The sequence below is a fragment of the Clostridium sp. CTA-19 genome (assembly GCF_054767855.1).
In genome coordinates, this window is the sequence record NZ_BAAABH010000005.1 from 13,003 (window position 1) to 32,210 (window position 19,208).

At 25.6% G+C, this 19,208-nt stretch carries 9 protein-coding genes and 1 pseudogene; 3 read left to right on the forward strand and 7 right to left on the reverse strand.

Features of this window, described 5'->3' with window-relative positions; translation table 11 throughout:
* Positions 1 to 6 precede the first annotated feature (6 nt).
* Together ACYUE0_RS04070 and ACYUE0_RS04075 are read right to left on the reverse strand one after the other, a co-directional pair.
* Positions 7 to 3,180, reverse strand: a complete 3,174-nt coding sequence (locus ACYUE0_RS04070; protein ID WP_460269582.1) for a ligand-binding sensor domain-containing protein — start codon at positions 3,178 to 3,180, stop codon at positions 7 to 9.
* 255 nt (positions 3,181 to 3,435) lie between these two features.
* Positions 3,436 to 6,654 (reverse strand): ligand-binding sensor domain-containing protein, encoded by a 3,219-nt coding sequence (locus tag ACYUE0_RS04075; RefSeq protein WP_460269583.1) that lies wholly within the window; start codon positions 6,652 to 6,654, stop codon positions 3,436 to 3,438.
* Between the two features lie 186 nt (positions 6,655 to 6,840).
* On the opposite strand from ACYUE0_RS04075, the gene ACYUE0_RS04080 reads away from it, so the two are divergent.
* Entirely contained in the window at positions 6,841 to 7,617 is a 777-nt protein-coding gene (locus ACYUE0_RS04080) for a nitroreductase family protein (protein ID WP_460269584.1), read from the forward strand.
* Positions 7,618 to 7,676: 59 nt separating this feature from the next.
* Here ACYUE0_RS04080 and ybaK read toward each other — a convergent pair whose 3' ends face one another.
* The 5 genes and pseudogenes from ybaK to ACYUE0_RS04105 all read right to left on the reverse strand — a co-directional run.
* On the reverse strand, positions 7,677 to 8,156 hold the full coding sequence (gene ybaK / locus ACYUE0_RS04085; RefSeq protein ID WP_460269585.1) for a Cys-tRNA(Pro) deacylase: 480 nt from the start codon (positions 8,154 to 8,156) through the stop codon (positions 7,677 to 7,679).
* A 551-nt stretch (positions 8,157 to 8,707) separates the two neighbouring features.
* Positions 8,708 to 12,403 carry a helicase-exonuclease AddAB subunit AddA gene (gene addA, locus ACYUE0_RS04090; RefSeq protein ID WP_460269586.1) on the reverse strand — a complete coding sequence of 1,232 codons (3,696 nt, stop codon included), beginning with the start codon at positions 12,401 to 12,403 and terminating at the stop codon, positions 8,708 to 8,710.
* Positions 12,396 to 15,821: a helicase-exonuclease AddAB subunit AddB gene (addB, locus tag ACYUE0_RS04095; protein WP_460269587.1), complete on the reverse strand. Its 3,426-nt coding sequence runs from the start codon at positions 15,819 to 15,821 to the stop codon at positions 12,396 to 12,398. The genes addA and addB overlap by 8 nt, the downstream gene beginning before the upstream one ends.
* A 191-nt stretch (positions 15,822 to 16,012) precedes the next feature.
* Positions 16,013 to 17,419, reverse strand: a complete 1,407-nt coding sequence (locus tag ACYUE0_RS04100; RefSeq protein ID WP_460269678.1) for an RNA-guided endonuclease InsQ/TnpB family protein — start codon at positions 17,417 to 17,419, stop codon at positions 16,013 to 16,015.
* Positions 17,412 to 17,528, reverse strand: a pseudogene (locus tag ACYUE0_RS04105) (IS607 family transposase); the annotation flags it as partial. The gene ACYUE0_RS04100 and the pseudogene ACYUE0_RS04105, both read right to left, overlap by 8 nt.
* Positions 17,529 to 17,889: 361 nt before the next feature.
* Here ACYUE0_RS04105 and atoD point away from each other — a divergent pair.
* A complete protein-coding gene (gene atoD / locus ACYUE0_RS04110; RefSeq protein ID WP_061996000.1) occupies positions 17,890 to 18,543 on the forward strand; it encodes an acetate CoA-transferase subunit alpha in 654 nt (217 codons plus the stop codon).
* A gap of 2 nt (positions 18,544 to 18,545) precedes the next feature.
* Positions 18,546 to 19,205 carry a CoA transferase subunit B gene (locus ACYUE0_RS04115; RefSeq protein WP_061995999.1) on the forward strand — a complete coding sequence of 220 codons (660 nt, stop codon included), beginning with the start codon at positions 18,546 to 18,548 and terminating at the stop codon, positions 19,203 to 19,205.
* Positions 19,206 to 19,208: the final 3 nt, after the last annotated feature.

Consider the following 19,208-nt stretch of genomic DNA (forward strand, 5'->3'; position numbering starts at 1 on the left):
CTAATGTCAATGTTTTTTTGTTTGATTTATTGGTAATATTAATGTGAATTTACTCCCCTTACCTAATTCACTTTCAACTTTTATTTCTCCATTATGAAGTTCTATTATTTGTTTAGTTACAGTCAATCCAAGACCACTTCCACCATGTTCTTCCGTGCTTTTGCTGTAGGTCTGAGAAAATCTATTAAATATACTTTCATGATATTTTTTATCTATTCCTATACCAGTATCTTTAATATCTATATATACTTTATAACTATCAGTCCAAACAATAACTTCTATCTTTCCACCTTTTTCAGTAAATTTCACTGCATTTCCAATTAAATTAATTAAACACCTCTCTATTGTATCTACATCACATTCAATTTCAAATTCTTCTATCTCTGGATCTATAATTAATTCTATACCATTATTTTCTACAAAATTTTTCATTGAAAGTGCTAGTTCCTCAACTATATAAATAATATCTACTTTTGCTATATGTAACTTATATTCTCCAGCTTCTATTCTTGAAGTATCTATTATATTATTTATAAGCCTTAATAACCTTTTAGAATTTCTTTGTAAAACTGACATATATTCCTCTAATTTATTTCTACTTATTCCCTCACTAGACTGATTAAAATTAGTTATTAATTGTACTGATGATAAAATTAAATTTAAGGGTGTTCTTAGTTCATGAGATAAATTAACGAAATAGTTGTTTTTATATTTTTCAACTTCAATAACTTGTTTATATAATTCTTCATTCTCTGCAAATTTAATATTAAGTTGATGAGTTCTCTCAAATATTATGGATTCTAAAATTTTCACATAATTCCATGCTATATATATAATTAGTAAAATTACCAACAAATATATTAGATAGGCCCATCCAGACTTCCAAGGTGGATTCAATATTTTTATATTAAGTTCTGTAGGATTACTCCAATTACCATTTGAACTTCTTGCTGTAACTAAAAACTTATAGTTTCCTGGTGGAATATTTGTATACTTTGCATAGTTTCTATTTTCTGAATCTATCCAATCATCGTCTAGACCTTGCAATTTGTAATAATATGTTGTTTGTGCAGTGTTTTTAAAGTCAGGTAAAAAAAACTCAAAATTTAAATAGTTCTCATCGTATTTTAATTCAATATTTTTTGTTATATTTATATCTTTTGTATTAAATTTTAAACTTTCAATTTTAACCTTTGCAGTATAATCAGGCTTATTTATATTCTTTGGATAAAAGCTATTAAATCCACTTGTCCCTCCAAAAAACATCTCACCATTTTTACTTTTAAAATAAGAATATGTATTAAATTCTTTATTCTGTAATCCATCTGTTATATCAAAAACTGTAAAGCTATCTCTTTCAATATTATATTTACAAATTCCATTGTTTGTACTTATCCAAGGATTCTTATCATCATCAATTAAAATTCCATATGTAAAATTATTTGAAAGACCATTTTTATCATTATACGTTATAAATTTTTCATTTTTTATGTTAAATTTATTTATTCCGTAACTAGTTGCAATCCATAAATTACCCATGCCATCTCCAGTTATGCATTTTATAGCATTAAAACTTATTGTATTCGATTCACCTTTTATATGAATATAGTTTTTAACTTCCTCCGTATCCCTATTATATTTTACTATTCCTCCATCTATAGACGTCCCAAACCATATATCCCCATATTCATCTTCATATATTGACGTTATAGACTTGTCCATTATATTATTATCATTAAATATGTATGAGTAGTCTTTAAAATTCCCATTTGAATCTAATGTGCATACTCCATTTGTTGTCCCAATCCAAAGGATTCCTTTATTATCAATAAAAAGTGATCTAACATCATTATTTATTAGACTATTTTCATTCTCCTCATGATAGTAACTAGTAAATTCTCCAGTATTTTTATTAAATTTATTTAATCCATTAGATGTAGCTATCCATATCTCGTTACCTTTACCTGTAATTTGCCATATTTGATTGTCACTTATGGATTTTATATCATCTTTTTTAAACACTTTAATAGAATTATTGTACCTATCTAAAACATTCAATCCATCATTTTTGGTACCTAACCAAATTAATCCCTCATCATCCTCGTATATCCCAGAAACTTGATCTGAACTTAAAGTCTCCTCTATCATAGGAATCCTTTTATAATGTGTAAATAACTTATTAGGATTAAAAATGCTAATTCCTCCATAGGTTCCTACCCATATTAATCCGGATTTGTCTTGGGTAATTGATAACACATTATCACTCACTAAACTTTGACTATCATAATAACTATTTTTATAAGTTATAAAATTATTATCTTTAATGTTTATTAATCCATTATCACTGCCAATCCACATATTTCCTGAATCATCTTTAAATATACTACTTATGTTCCCATTTAAATCCTCATAATTGTATTTGCTCATTTTATTAGTTTTTATATTTAATTCAAATAATCCATTTTCTTTTGTTCCTATAAAAATTTTTTCATTATCGTTGTACACTTTAGTTATATATGTACCATTTACTAAATCATTATCATATCTTATAAGTTTGTTATTTTTAACTTCAAACTTGTTTAATCCATTATTAGTTCCTATCCATACATCACCATTTATATCCTCACATATACTAGTTATAAAATCACTACTTAACGAGTTACTATTATTTATTTCATTAAAAAATTTATCTACTTTTTTAGATTTTTTATCTATTATATTCAGCCCATTCTCTGTAGCCACCCATATTCTCTCATTACTATCTTCCATTATATCAATAATCTTATAATGTGATAAATCACTGTATGCATTATATGTTTCTAAAACTTTACCATCTTTACTTATTTTATTTATCCCTCGCGAAGTACCTATCCATAGATATCCTTCTGCATCTTCAAATATATCAGATATACAATTGGAATTTATACTTATATTTTCTTCATCATATCTATATACATAAAACTGATGTCCATCATATCTATTTAGTCCGTCATCTGTTCCTATCCAAATATATCCCTCACTATCTTGAAATATTACATTCACTGATGATTGAGATAAACCATCATCTACTGTTATATTTTCAAAATTTAATTTATGGATTTCTGTTACTCCATAAACAGAATAACTTTTTATACAAAATATAATTAAAAATATAAAAATCATTATAATTTTTTCTTTCATATCAAACTCCTTTTAATAAAATTACTCTATCTAAGTATTTGAATATTCAAATCAACATTCTATTACAAACTTTATAATTATATTATAGTATTTTTATTACATATACTTGTACTTTTACTAATAAAATTTAATAATTTTTTAAATTATATTAAATAAAAAGATAATGCCGTTTTAAATTTTAATATATTATTAAAACAACATCATCTCCTAATTAATTTTTTATCCTAAAATTTTTTCAAGAATAAATCTAGTTTATTATGAGTAATTTAAACTTTCTACATGGGTATTTCTATAGACAGGAAGTGTTATAACGAACTCACTCCCCTCTCCAACTTTGCTAATTAATTCTATATCACCCTCATGTAACAAAATTAATTGTCTTGTAACCGTAAGACCCAGTCCACTTCCACCATATTCTTCTGTAGACTTTTTATAAGCTTGTGAAAATCTATTAAATATTACATCATGATATTTACAATCAATACCTATTCCCGTATCTTTTACCGATATTTTCACTTGCTGTCCTAAATCAAACAATTTAACCTCTATTTTTCCACCTTTATCTGTAAACTTAACTGCATTTCCTATTAAATTTATAATACACCTTTCTATTTCTACTGGTGCACATTCTATCATTTTCTCCTCCATTTCAGGATCTATTATAAGTTCTATTCCTTTATTCTCTATTAAATCCTTCATTGAAAGAGCAACTTCTTCAACTAAATAAACAATATCCACATTTTCAAATTTTACTTCGTACGTTCCTGATTCAATTTTGGACGTATCTATTATATTATTTATAAGCTTTAATAATCTATTGGAATTTTTATTCATAACCTTTACATAATATACTATTTTTTCCTTTGGAATACAACTTTTTTCTTCATTCAATTTATCTATAAGTTGAAGACTACTTAGAATAACATTTAGTGGAGTTCTAAGTTCATGTGATAAATTAACGAAATAATTATTTTTATTTTTTTCTTGCTTAATAATTTTTTTATATAAATTTTCATTTTCATGTAACTCTTTATTTAATTCACTAGTCTTTTGTTTTACTAAGGACTCTAAAACTTTAAACTCATTCCACAAAAATAATATAATCATAGATACTATAATAATATAAATTAAATAGGCAAAAGGTGTTCTCCATGGTGGCGTTTGAATATTAATATTTACTTTCTTAGGACTACTCCACTGACCAATACAATTTTGTGAACATATTTCAAAAGTATAATCACCTGGTGGAATCTGGGTATAACTTATATTATTCAAGTTTAATCCAAAATTCCATTCCTTATCTAATCCTTTTAGTCTATATAAAAATGCTCTATTTCCTAAATTTCTATAATCAGGAAGAAAGAAATTTATACTAAAGCTATTTTCATAATGTTTTAAACTTAAGTCCTCATAATCAACTATTTCTTTATCATTAATAGATATATCTTTTATAACTACGTCTGTACTAATATCTTCCTCTTTAAATTTACTAGGACTGAATACATTAAATCCATTATTACCACCAAAAAACATTTCTCCATTTTTATTTTTAAAATAAGATAATAAATTAAACTCTTTTCCTTGTAATCCATCAAAAATATCAAATATAATTATTGATTGATTATCAATCTCTAACTTACATATTCCTTGATTAGTACTTATCCAAGGATTATCTTTTTCATCTACTAATATTCCATATACATAATTGCTTGGTAATCCAGAACTTTCATCACCTTGAGTAAATTTTTCTGTTTTAGGATCTAACATATTAATTCCATAATCACTGCCAATTAATATAGTACCTTTACTATCACTATTAATACAGCTTATTCTATTACTTATTAACCCATCACAAGTATTTTCTTCATAATAATAATTTTTTATTTTATTAGTTTCTTTATTATATCTTACAAGACCAATATTTCCACCAAACCACATTTCTCCATTTTTATCTTGATGTATTGTTAAAATAACTTTATCTAATTTTCCAATAGTACTTTCTAGAATGAATTTATAATCTATGACCTCACCATCTGGAGATATAGCTATTAATTCATTTCTACCACCAATCCAAAGATAACCTTCTTTATCAAAATATAATATTCTTGGAGAAAATATAGGTAAATCCAAAGTAGTACTCGTTCCATTACTTTTATCAAATTTTTTTATATAATGAGATGTATTCCAGTATATTTCATCATTCTCATTACCAACTACAGACCATACATACTCATTTTTATCTTCTTTATATATAACTTGATTTCTATTTTTTCTATCAATACAATTAATTCCATTATTCATAGTTCCTACCCAAAGCAATTCATCATTATCTTCATAAATTCCACTTATTATATTGCTGCTTATAGAATTTTCATCTTCAGTCTTTTTATATTGTTTAAAAAAACTTTTTGAATTATATAAATTCATTCCATCTGCAGTTCCAATCCATATAAGTCCTGTTCTGTCTTGATATATATCTATAACTACATTACTTGATAAACTTTTTAAATCACATGTGCTATTTTTACATTCTATAATTTTTTCAGTTTTTAAATCATATATATTTAATCCATTATGAGTGCCAATAAACATTTTATTTTCTTCATTACAATTTACTATTTTTAATTTTGTAATAGTATTACTTAATATTTCTTTTTTTTCATTGTTATAAATAATATTTTCTTTTGTTTTTAAATTTAATTTATTAATTCCACCTTTTAACGTTCCCACCCATAGATTGTCATTTTCTACGCACAAACTTGTAATGCTATTATCTGTTAAATTGTATGAATTTCCTCCCTGAAAACAAGTATCTATATTACTCAAATCTTTGTTAATACAATTTAATCCATCCTTTGTTCCCACCCATATATTCCCTTTATTATCTTCTTCTATAGCAGTAATTCTATTATCTGTTAACTTTATATCAGAATCGCTTTTACAAAGCCTTAGAAAATTATCGTCATCATAATTATATATATTTAATCCGTATTCAGTTCCTACCCATAATCTATTTTTAGAATCTACCATTAATGCTCTTATACTATTATTAGATATACTATTTTCATCACAATCATTAGATTTATATATTTGAACCTTATTGGTTTTAGTATCGAATCTATTAAGTCCATTTTTTGTTCCTATCCAAATATTTTCTTTATTATCTTGTGTGATACATAAAATATTAGAAGATGATAAACCTTTATCCTTAAATTTATTATATTTAACAATTTCAAATTTATTGCCATCATATATGTTTAACCCTTCATTAGTGCCTATCCACATATATCCTTTTTTATCCTGTATAACTGATCTTATAGTATTTTGTGAAAGTCCATCTTCATTAGTAATTCTTTCAAAATTCAGCTGATTTCCTATAGCTAATGCGTCAGACGTTAAATAAGTATAAAATAAAATAGAAATAATTAAAAATTTAATATAACATTCATTTTTTTTCAAATTATAACATTTCATATAATATCCCCTCATATAATAACTTTAAACTTTATCTTTTTATACAATAATATACCAATTTTTATACCATTTCTATATTTTTTCATTTAATACATTATATTGTAAGTTGAAATATTTGGAATTTTATGATATTATTACTTAAATTCAAATTCCGTAAATTTTTCACTTCAAAATAAGGAGGATATTATGCATAATTCTACATTAAATTCAATCTTTAACAGAACTTCTTTGCGAAAATATAAAAATGTCGAAATTGAAGAAAATCATTTAAATTTAATTTTGGAAAGCGCTATGAGAGCTCCTACTGCTGGGAATATGATGATGTATTCTATAATAGTAGTTAAGGATGCTAGAACAAAAGAATTGTTAAGCAAAACTTGTGATAACCAACCCTTTATAGCTACTGCCCCAGTAATATTAATATTCTTAGCAGATATGCATAGACTTTATAATTACTTTGAAAGCTGTAATATCAAAGATTATTGCAATAAAACCAATGTAAAATTTAAAACTCCAAATTTATCAAGTCTATTTTTAGCTGCTGGTGATGCTTTTATAGCTGCTCAAAATACAGTTATTGCTGCAGAGTCTTTAAATATAGGCTCTTGTTATATAGGTGATATCATTGAAAATTATGAAATCCATAAAAAACATTTTAATTTGCCTGATTGGACATTTCCTATCTCAATGCTTTGTCTTGGCTACTATCCAGATGATTATCCTAAAAAAGTTACACCTCGATTTGATAAAAAATACATTATTCACTCTGAACATTATCAAGATTTAAATAAAGATGATTTTAAGACTATGTATGAACTTTATGAAAATAAAATTTCTAAACCTAATAAATACAATGCTGAAAATTTTGGTCAATTTTTATATGGTAGAAAGTTTGGTCAAGAATTTTCTAGTGAAATGGAGAGAAGTATAAATGTAATATTAAAGCACTGGCTAAAAAAATAATTTCATATAAAAAAACTGTATGAAAGTAGAATTTAAATTCTACTTTCATACAGTTTCTCCTAACTTTTTATCAAGTCCTCTGTTTTTGCATTTACAGTTTCTATTAAATTTTTAGGTGATATTTCTATCTGAACACCAATTTTACCACCACTAACTATAACATTTTCCAATGTTTCTACAGTAATATTTATAAATGTCTTATATAATTTTTTCATACCGATTGGAGAGCATCCCCCTCTTATGTATCCAGTATATTTATTAATATCTGTAACTTTTATCATCTCAATCTTTTTTTCACCACAAATTTTTGATGCTTTTTTCAAATCCAATTCTTCTTTTACTGGTATAACAAAAACATATAATTCCCTACTAACCCCTTGAGCTACTAATGTTTTATATACCATGTCTTCTGACTTTCCTATTTTAGCAGCAACTGATAATCCATCTATTTTTCCATCTTTATTTTCATAGGTTATAATATTATAATTTATATTTTTTTTATCTAAAATTCTCATCGCATTTGTCTTTACCTGTGCCATTTTTTCTCCTTTACTAATCTAATTATAAATTTATTTAATCTTTTATTTATTGTATCAAATTTTGATTTAAAGACCAAATTATAGTACATATGGGGTTTCAAATTTTAATTTATACTTTTATAAAGTGACAATTTTTTAGCTTGATAAAGATATGAATTTAAACTCTATGTTGACGCCTTATCTTAGGCAACAATTTGACCTTATAAAATACCTTCTGAATTTTTTTTATTATATTGGATATACTAATTAACGATGTTTTCATACATCTAAACTAAAATTCATTTATTATATTTATAAATTAAGGTATAAATTATACCTTATATTTCAAGAAAGTATTCCCTATAATACTCCCCAAATATTATAAATACTTTCTTCATTTTCCTCCATTTATAAAGGTTGTGGTTATACTTTTATAAATATAACTCATAAAAAGAAGGTGTATTAAATTGGCTTGTCACCAATGTAATACACCTTTTTACTATTAGGATAATCAAAATTAATAATAAGTCAGTATTCTCGCATATTTGACCTCTTATTTCTTATCATATGCCTTACTCAACTTCTTCACTTTTATCTATGGAAAACAAATATAGATATTTTTTTATAACTTTTTTCCCCGTTCCTTGTTCTAAAGCCCTACTATAATAGTCTAATTGCATTTTATATTTTTCTTTTATAGACTGAACTACATTTTCATTATCCCTTGATATATAATCTGTTTTATAATCAAATAAAATAATTTGATTATTTTTTTCAATGTACCCGTCTATTATTCCTTGTATTTTTATAAATTCATTATCATATACATCTTCTTGTAATTCTTTATAAACTTCTTTAGCTCTTACTTCTATACTAAAAGGCACTTCCCTATTTAAAGTTCCGTCTTTATAAGCTTTTATTATCTCTTTTCCTAAATCATCATTAAAAAAGTTAATTATTTTACTTATTTTAATAACTTTTTCTTGTTCTTCAGTTATTAATTCTTTTTCAACCATATTTGCTATCTGCATTTTTATGCCCTTCTCACTACAATCATGTGAAAAATCTAATCTTTGCATAACAGCATGAATAGCAGTCCCCTTTTCTGCTGGTGTTAAAACTTTTTTTTCTTCTAAAAATTTAGGTCTTTTAACTATTGATGGAACATACTTTCCTGTATACTCCCTTTCCTGTTCTTCATTATTTTGCCTCTTTAATTCAGATACAGTAAAATTAGTTTCCATATTGGTAGCTTTCTCATATTTGTATCTATAATCTAATCTATTAAAAACTTCATTGTGTATTGTATCATCATGAATTTCATAAATTCTATTTAATATTTCTTCTATATCCTTATTACTAACTATTTTATCTTCATATTTTATAAGATCTTTATAACTCATAAGTTTAACATTCCACTTAGAATTATCGTTAATTATAGGAATTTTATTATCTTTTAATAACCCAACTCCATCCTCATGTCTAATTATACAAGGCATAATCCAATCTAAATAATTATTAGCTCTTATTAAATAACTTTGCAGAATTTTTCCCTCACTATTTTTAGCTATACTACGCCATTTGTCTATAGATTTTTCAAAAGATTTAATACTTCCTGAAATTATTAATTTTTCTTTAGCTCTTGTAAACGCAACATAAAGTATTCTCATTTCTTCTGATAAATTTTCTTTCTTTATTTTATTTTTAATTATATCCTTGATTATAGGACTATATGAAATTCTTCTTTTAAAATCTATAACCTCAGGACCAAAACCTAACTCATGATGAAATAATACTTTTTTCTTTATATCCATAGTATTAAATTGTTTTCCCATAGCACTTAAAAACACAACTGGGAATTCAAGCCCTTTGCTCTTATGAATACTCATTATTCTTACTACATTTTCATTTTCACCTATAGTTTTAGCTGATTCTAAATCACCACTATTACTTTTAATTTTATCTATAAATTTTATAAAGTTAAATAAACCTTTATAACTTGTTTTATCATATTGTTTTGCCCTTTGAAATAGCATTCTTAAATTTGCCTGTCTTTTTTCCCCAGTAGGCATTGCCCCTACATAACCATAATAACCCGTTTCCATATATAAATTCCAAATTAATTCGTCAATAGGAACTATAAGTGATTTTTTTCTCCATATATCCAATTTCATTAAAAATCCGGATATTTTTTTTGTTAATTTTGTATGTTCTAATTCAATATAATTTTTTAGTGCATCATAAATATCTGTTTCTGGACTATTTAATCTAACATTTACTATATCTTCTGACGAAAAACCACCTATTGGCGAACGTAAAACAGCTAATAGGGGAATATCCTGTTTAGGATTATCTATAATTTCAAGCAAACTTATCATTGTTTTTATTTCTAAAGTATTAAAGTAACCATCATTTGCATCAGTATAAACAGGTATACCTATTTTTTTAAGTTCTTCTGAAAATATAGGTGCATAACTTGAGGTAGCTCTTAGTAAAACAACTATATCCTTATACTGTGGAATTCTATATTCTTTTAAATTTTTATCAAAAATTTTAAAGTCATTTTTACCTTCTATAAATTCCTTTATTCTCTGTCCTACAGCTCTTGCTTCCAATTCTATAGTAGATATTGCTTCTTCTTCAACATCTTCATTATCTTCTATGATGCATTCATTTTCAAAAAGCATAACTTCTACCGGTCCACCACAAACACCATCTTCTAATTCTTTATAATCTGCACCTAAATTTAAGGACTCCTCTTCTGTGTAATCTAATTCACCTAAATGCTCACTCATTATATTTTTAAATATATAATTTACAGCATTTATTACTTCTTCTCTACTCCTAAAATTTTTATACAGTTTTACTAATCGTTCTTTTGATCCTTCTGACTCACTATAAGTGTTTTTCTTCTTAAGAAATAGTTCTGGTTTTGCCATTCTAAACCTATAAATACTTTGTTTTACATCACCAACCATGAATATATTATTTTCACCAATGTCTCCTTTAGAAATCATAGTAAGTATATACTCTTGCACATAATTTGAATCTTGATATTCATCAATTAAAATTTCGTCATACTTCTCTCTTAATTCCATAGCTATCTTAGATGGTTTTATATTATTTTCTTCATCTAGCTGTGTTAAAATTTCTAATGCAAAATGTTCAAAATCATTAAAGTCTATTATTCCCTTTTCTTTCTTTTTTTCTTGATATATTTGAGATAAATTAATTACCAACTCACAAAGTTTTTTCATAAGTGGATATAAATATTTAATATCTTCCTTGCAATAATTAGAAGTTGCTTTATTTATAATAGATGTTAATTCTAAAATTTTCTTCTTGTTTGTTTCCCTTATGTTTTTTACTTCTTCTTGAGAGACTTTATTCTCACAGTTTTTAATGGAAGGCATCCTTACAAATTTTATATTATTTATTATGTTTTTTAAGCTTTCTAAGGAATCCCTATTTTTATATAATTCTCTAAAGTATGAATACTCATCACTTATAACTTTATAATACTTTTCTAAAGAGTTATCTTCTTCTATTATCTTTTTTGCTATTTTCATAGATTTAGTTAAACTCTCTAATTCAATTGCTATATCATTAATTAACGCTTTACCTATAGATGAATCTTCTATTTTAAAAGCTTCTTCTATATTAAACATTTCACTTTTTTCCTTTAGCCACTGCTTTGGATATGGTGTACTCATAGAAAATCTATATAAATCCAAAACCATATTAAATAGACTTAAGTCATTTTTATTATTGCAATAACATTCTATAAGCTCTAAAAATTTTTCATCATTGTCTTCATACATTTTTTCAAAAACTTCTTCTAATGATTCTTGCTTTAAAAGTTCTGTTTCTGTCTCATCTGCAACTCTAAAACTTGGGTCTAAATCTATCATATGAAAATTTCTTTTAATTATTTCAAGACAAAAGGAGTGTATAGTCATAATACTAGCTTTATTTAAAAGTGTTAATTGTCTTTGAAGATGCTTTGATGTAGGTTTACTGGCAATTTCTTTTGAAATGGCGTCACCTATTCTTTCTCTCATCTCTGATGCTGCTGCATTAGTAAATGTAACTACTAATAGTTTATCTATATCAATTGAATTTTCCCTATCTGTTATCATATTTATTATTCGTTGAACTAAAACTGCTGTTTTTCCTGAGCCTGCAGCTGCTGCAACAAGTAAGTTAGCATTTCTTGTATCTATTGCCCATTGTTGCTCCTTTGTAAATTTAACTTTATTATCACTCATTTACTTCTTCACCACATTCCAATATTTTTAATATTTCCTTATCCTTTTTCCCCTTAATATTTCTATATTTATTTTCCTCAAAGGATAAATCAAATTGACATATAGCTGATAACTCACAATATTCACAAGGATCATCATCTTCAACTTTACATGGATTAATACTAATATCACCACTTAACATATCTTCACAAAAGTTTTTTAACTCTTTACGAACATGCTTTCTAAGTACGTTAAACCCATCATAAGATATTACACTAGAATCAGATGTAAATTCACCATCTTTTTTTAATCCAACAGGTATTATACTAGACTTATTTCCGTTTTCTAATCTTTCATCCATTTCTCTTAAAACTTCTACATCTCTAATTAAAAGTCCCTTCATCTTCAGCTCTTTTAATATACTACTTTCTATTTCCTCATCAGACATATTTTCATCTACACTTATTATTGGATCATCTATCTTAAAATATAAAACTCCTGCTGGGTTAGACTTTTCTCCTATGTTTAATTTCCTATTTAAAATTGCATCCAAATAAGTTAATAACTGAACCTGTAATCCATAATATACATCACTTAGTCTAAATTTTTTTGATCCTGATTTATAATCTATAATTCTATAATATACTTGATTACCAGATATTAATTTATCTATTCTATCTATTCTTCCTATTAGTTTTACAATTTCTCCATTTGAAAGCTCTATTTCTATTGGTGGATATTCACTATTCGCTGTGCCAAAACCAATTTCATATCCTTCTGGTTCAAATTCTCCTAAATTAATTTGATTCATGATAGTTATAACTGCTCTTACTAAGACTCTTTTTAGTCTTTCACTTATATATTTATATCTAAAAGAACTATTTAATATAAAACTTCTATCTTCACTCATTATAATATTTACTATTGACTCCACTTTACGTTCACAATATTCAATGTCAATATCTTGCCACTTTAGTCCTTCTTTTCTCATATCTTTAGAAAAACTATCTAAAACATTATGCATAAAACTTCCCAAATCCGGTGCTGAAAACCCATAAACTTTTCTTTCTTTTGCTTTTAAACCATATTGTATAAAATAAGCAAAAGGACATCTCGCATATTTTTCTATTTTAGATACAGTAAAATAATTTCCACCATCATAAAGTTCTTTTGCTTTTTCATTACTTATGGCATCTATAACATTTTTATATGAGAACCCCTTAAAAATATTTTTAGCCTTTTCGCTATAATCCTCATTTTCTATAAAATATTTATATACCTCGCCCCATATTAGTGATATTTCTTCTGTTTCTATATAATGTCTTATTTGCATAATAAGATTATTAAAAGTTGGAATATGTGAATTAACATCATCTAATTCATCCATATTCATATCTTTTACTATGTCGCTTTCTTCTTTCACTTCTTTAAGAATACCCTTTATTCTAGATATTATTATAGATTGTCTAAGAGCCTTTCCTTCAAAATCTGCAACGGGATAACTTAAAGTAAGTTTTTCACTTGGAAGTGTTAGCGCAGTATATATCAAAAATTGTTCCTCAAACATTAAGGTTTGCGTATCACTTGATAATTTAATACCATTAGTTTGAAAAACTTTTTTATCTAAATCATTAAATATTCCATCTTCTATTTTAGCTTTTGGGAAAACTCCATCATTAACACCAACAATGTAAAGTGCTTTAATATCTTGAGCTCTTATACGTTGTATATCTCCTATTGTAACTTGATCTAGTGCTGGCGGAATTATCCCTATCTCGTGATATGAAATAGCCATGTTAAATAAAGATACAAATTGCTTTACTGTTATTTTTTCTTCTCCTAAAACCTTAACTAATTCATCTAAAATTTCCATAAGTAAATTCCATATAGAACTATACTCCCTTGCATCATTTAACTGTTCTTTTTCTTTTAACTCTTCGATTTTTGTGCTTATCTTATGTCCTAAATTCAATTCTTCTAAAAATACAAACAATGCTTTACACATACTTGCAATTTTATTTTCTTTTTTTAAACTTTTTTTCAAATTAAGAATTGGTCCTAAAAATTTATCTTTTATATTTTTAGGTTTTTCTTCTTTCCAATAACATTCATCTAAATATTTTTTTTCACCTTTTACACCATAAGCTATAACATAATTTTCCAAAACATCTACATCTTCCATATCAATATCAACAAACCCACTTTTTAAATATCTGAAAACACTTTCATACGAAAAGTTCTTTAATATAATTTCTAGTGCGGATTTAACCATAATTACTATAGGATTACTCTCTACATCTTTTTTCATATCTAAGAAATATGGAATTTTATACTCTGAGAAAATAGCTTTTATTATATCCTCATAACTATCTAAATTACGAGCAATAACTGCTATATCTTTAAATCTATAATTTTTCTCTCTACATAGTCTTAATATTTCTTTTGCTACATATTGTATTTCTGAATAAGTATTTAATCCTTTAAATATTTTTATATCATTTATTTCTTTTGCATATGGTTTAGTAGTAATATTAAAATAATTTTTTTCTATATAGCTTAATTCATCACTATTCATAAATCTATAATTATTTTCATTTTTAGGATTCCCTTTTAATATAATTGGTTTTTCATAAGATATGTTATTTTCTGCTGCTATTTTTAATATTTTATTTTCAGTATAAAAAACAGGATAAAATGCATCTGTTATATCAAATTCCTCTTCCTTTTTTAAAACATTGCTTCCCGTATATGGCAATGTTATATTTACTCTCTTACATATTTTAAAAAGTTTTTCTATAATATTATATTGTTGAGGCGTAAAACCATAAAACTCATCAATCCAAATCTCTGCACCACTTAAAAATTTACTCTTTAAAATTTTCTCATTTAAAAAATCTAAAGTATCTGCTGGATCAAAAGTATCTTTTCCTAAAGCTGAATTATACTTTTCATATATTAATGATGTATCAAATATTTTGTCTGATAAAAGTGAGCTTTCATCTATAACATTTTTCATTTCATTAATATTTTCAACAGTTACATTGTAAGTCTTAAATTCATTAATCATTGATATAATATTATCTACAAAACCACTCTGCTTTGCTGATAATGAAAATACTTTAAGCTCATCCTTTGACTCTTGAAGTATCTTATCAACTATTATTGCTTTTCCCGTATTACTTAAATTTTTATGTGTAATTCCTCCTACTTCATTAAAAATGGTATGCGCTAGCCTTTTAAAACTAAAACTATATATATTATTAACACCTAAACAACCTAATCTTTCTAATAACATTTTCTCTGATTTAAAAGATAATTGCTCGGGAACTAACAGTATTAAAGGATTCATTTCACCTTTTTTCTTTTTATTTGTAATTTCTTCTATACATCTATAACTTTTTCCACTACCTGAACCACCAAATATAAATCTTAATGTCATATCTATATATTATTGCATTTATATAATTTTAGATTTTAATAAAATAAATTATATATACAATAAAAAACTCACCACCTTTAAATTAAATAACTCTTAATTCTTTCTACTTATCAGGTATATAAACTTATTAAAACAAATAAAAAACATTAAATATTTTAATAAAAATTATATTTATTAGTCAGTATTTAAAATTAAATACCTACTCTAATTGGATTTAACCCGAAATCCTCTATCCCATGGTCTATGACATTTGGGAATACTTTTTTCATTATTTGTAAACTACCATTTATATCACTATTAATCTTTCTTCCTGTATTTGATACAAATAGTCCTCTTTTTACTCTCCTTGATTTATTATAATTTTCTTTTATTGGCTCTTCATTATCAAGAAAACTTGTACCACTTGTATAACTTTCCTCAGTTATTATTACTTTTAATCCTAAATTTTCAGCTTTATATTGTATCTTTTCGATAAATAATTGATGTGGAATACCTACAAATGATTGATTAACTTTCTTTGACATTAAACTTTCCCTTTTCCAATCCTTGTTATTTCCTATGATTATAGTATTAGTTCCACAGCTTAAAGCATAATCTATTACACTTTTACTTGCTTTGTGAATTAAATCTGTAATCATGTTATTTTTTTTAATTGTTAATCTATTCATTTTATTTGTCCACTCTAAATTATTCATTCTTTTAGCTATTTCTCTATAATGTGATAGTTGCTTATTATAATATTTATTTATAGATTTTAACTTCCTACCACTAATTATTATAGGTGTAACACCACAATTATTAGTTATAGCTGCTAAATTATCTAACCCAATATCTATTGATATATATTTATTGTTATCTTCTTTTAATTGAGGTTTAGGCATAGTATAGACTACTTCTAATATAAAGTATTTATTTCTAGGCAATATCCTAACTTGTTGTAATTTTCCTTGTATATTAGTATTTAATTCATATTGATTAAAACAAGTAGGCATTTTAATACAATTATTAGATTGTTTACAGTTTTGATTAGTAAATATAACTATAGTTTTACCATCTTTCTTTAAATATTTAGGTAATTTAGGTCTACCACTAAAACCTATATTATTTTTAGACCATTTTTTTATAGCTTCAAAAAAGCTTATCCAGTTCTTATCTAGTAATTTTAATGTTTGCTGAGATACTTGAGCCATTAAAGACTTGTAATCAATGCCATCTTTTACTAAAAATTCTATAAAATCATAACAAGGATATTTGTTATCTTTATCAAAATATTTAATAGTTTTTAATTTCTTTTTAAACTCCTTATTCTCTTTATGAGCTTTAGCTCTAGCCTTTTCAAAATTAGTTTTTCTTAATTCATTAAATTTATCTACTTTAACATTAATATCTTTTAAGTAATCTAATTGTTCTTGATTAACCTTTTCATCTTTAGCTAATTTAGAAGTAATAATAAATATTTGTCTAATTTGATAGTTTGCATAGTTGTATAGATTTTTAGACATGAAACAATATTCATCTAAATAGTTATATAATTCATGACTAGGTTTTATAATATGTTTTTCTACTCTTGATATGGTATCATCTTTCTTTTTAACTATCTTTATTTACCTCGCTTTCTGTTAATATTTCCTTTATTTTTTGTCCTTTTCTTTTTGAATATAATTTCATACTATAGCAATGAAGCAAACTAACTATATCCTCGAATACATATTTTATTAAAAATTTTAATATTATTTATGTTTTTTACTGTTTTAATTATCCATATTTAAATTATATACTATTTGCTCTAAAGTAGTCAGATGTTAGCGATTAAAGTTAATAATTAAACTTTTATTATATGTTTTTATTTTAGATTTAATATTATTAAAAAACATATAAAATTTCATCTCGTTAAAAATTAAAGTTTATACATAAGTAAAATATTATTTAAATTTTATCCGCTATTTTCAATATAATTTTTATTTTTTAATAATTTTATGATTTTTTTTAAAATAAAAGAAGGATTTTCTATTTTTGTGTAGAATATTCTTTATAGTAAGGCAATTAAAAATATTTGGAGGTATATGTTATGAACAAAATTGTTACTATTGAAGAAGCTATCTCTCATATTAAAGATGGCATGACTGTTATGATCGGTGGTTTCTTAGCAGCTGGAACTCCAGAAAAATTAGTAGATAAATTAGTTGAAAAAGGGGTTAAAGATTTAACTATAATTGCTAATGATACTGGATACCCAGATAAAGGTATTGGAAAGTTAATAGTTAATAAACAGGCGAAAAAAACTATTGCCTCTCATATAGGTACTAATCCGGAAACTGGAAGACAAATGAATGAAAATGAAATGGACGTTCAACTTGTTCCTCAAGGAACACTTGCTGAAAGAATTAGATGTGGCGGCGCTGGTCTTGGAGGATTCCTAACTGAAACTGGAATTGGAACTATCATAGAAGAAGGCAAAGAAAAAATTACTGTTAATGGTAAAGAGTATTTACTTGAACTTCCTTTAAAAGCTGATGTAGCATTATTATTTGGATCAAAAGTAGATAAAAAAGGTAACATCTATTATCATGAAGCTACTAGAAACTTTAATCCATTAATAGCAATGGCAGCTGATATTGTAATCGTTGAAGCTGAAGAACTTGTAGAAGCTGGTGAATTAGATCCTAACATAGTTGTTACACCATCAGTTTTTGTTGATTACATTGTAAAGGGGGACAAGTAATTATGGATAGAAGTATGATGAGAGAAGTTATAGCAAAAAGAGTTGCACAAGAACTTAAAGACGGAGATGTTGTAAATCTTGGTATAGGACTACCAACACTTGTTGCTAATTACATTCCTGAAGGAATAGATATAACACTACAATCTGAAAACGGTTTTGTAGGAATAGGTTCTTCACCTAAAGAAGGAGAAGAAGATAAAGATTTAATAAATGCAGGTGGACAATACGTTACTGTGGTACCTGGTGCTGCATTTTTTGATAGCTCAATGTCATTCTCTATAATAAGAGGTGGACATGTTGATGCAACTATACTTGGTGCACTTGAAGTTGACCAAGAAGGAAATCTTGCTAACTGGATGATTCCTGGTAAAAAAGTACCTGGAATGGGCGGAGCTATGGATCTTGTAGTTGGAGCTAAGAAAGTTATAGTTTCAATGGAACATACTGCAAAAGGAAACCCTAAAATATTGAAAAAATGTACATTACCATTAACAGCTGCTCACCAAGTTAACTTAATAATAACTGAAATGGCTGTTATGGAAGTTACTAAAGAAGGTCTTGTTTTAAGAGAATTAGGACCAGAAGCTACAGTAGCTGATGTTAAAGCTTCAACTCTAGCTGATTTAATAATTCCTGACAATATAAAAAGAATGAATATATAACAT

Coding starts and splice junctions, on each gene's coding strand:
- ACYUE0_RS04070 (WP_460269582.1), bottom strand. CDS start 3,180: ATGAAAGAAAAAATTATAATGATTTTTATATTTTTAATTATATTTTGT.
- ACYUE0_RS04075 (WP_460269583.1), bottom strand. CDS start 6,654: ATGAAATGTTATAATTTGAAAAAAAATGAATGTTATATTAAATTTTTA.
- ACYUE0_RS04080 (WP_460269584.1), top strand. CDS start 6,841: ATGCATAATTCTACATTAAATTCAATCTTTAACAGAACTTCTTTGCGA.
- ybaK (WP_460269585.1), bottom strand. CDS start 8,156: ATGGCACAGGTAAAGACAAATGCGATGAGAATTTTAGATAAAAAAAAT.
- addA (WP_460269586.1), bottom strand. CDS start 12,403: ATGAGTGATAATAAAGTTAAATTTACAAAGGAGCAACAATGGGCAATA.
- addB (WP_460269587.1), bottom strand. CDS start 15,821: ATGACATTAAGATTTATATTTGGTGGTTCAGGTAGTGGAAAAAGTTAT.
- atoD (WP_061996000.1), top strand. CDS start 17,890: ATGAACAAAATTGTTACTATTGAAGAAGCTATCTCTCATATTAAAGAT.
- ACYUE0_RS04115 (WP_061995999.1), top strand. CDS start 18,546: ATGGATAGAAGTATGATGAGAGAAGTTATAGCAAAAAGAGTTGCACAA.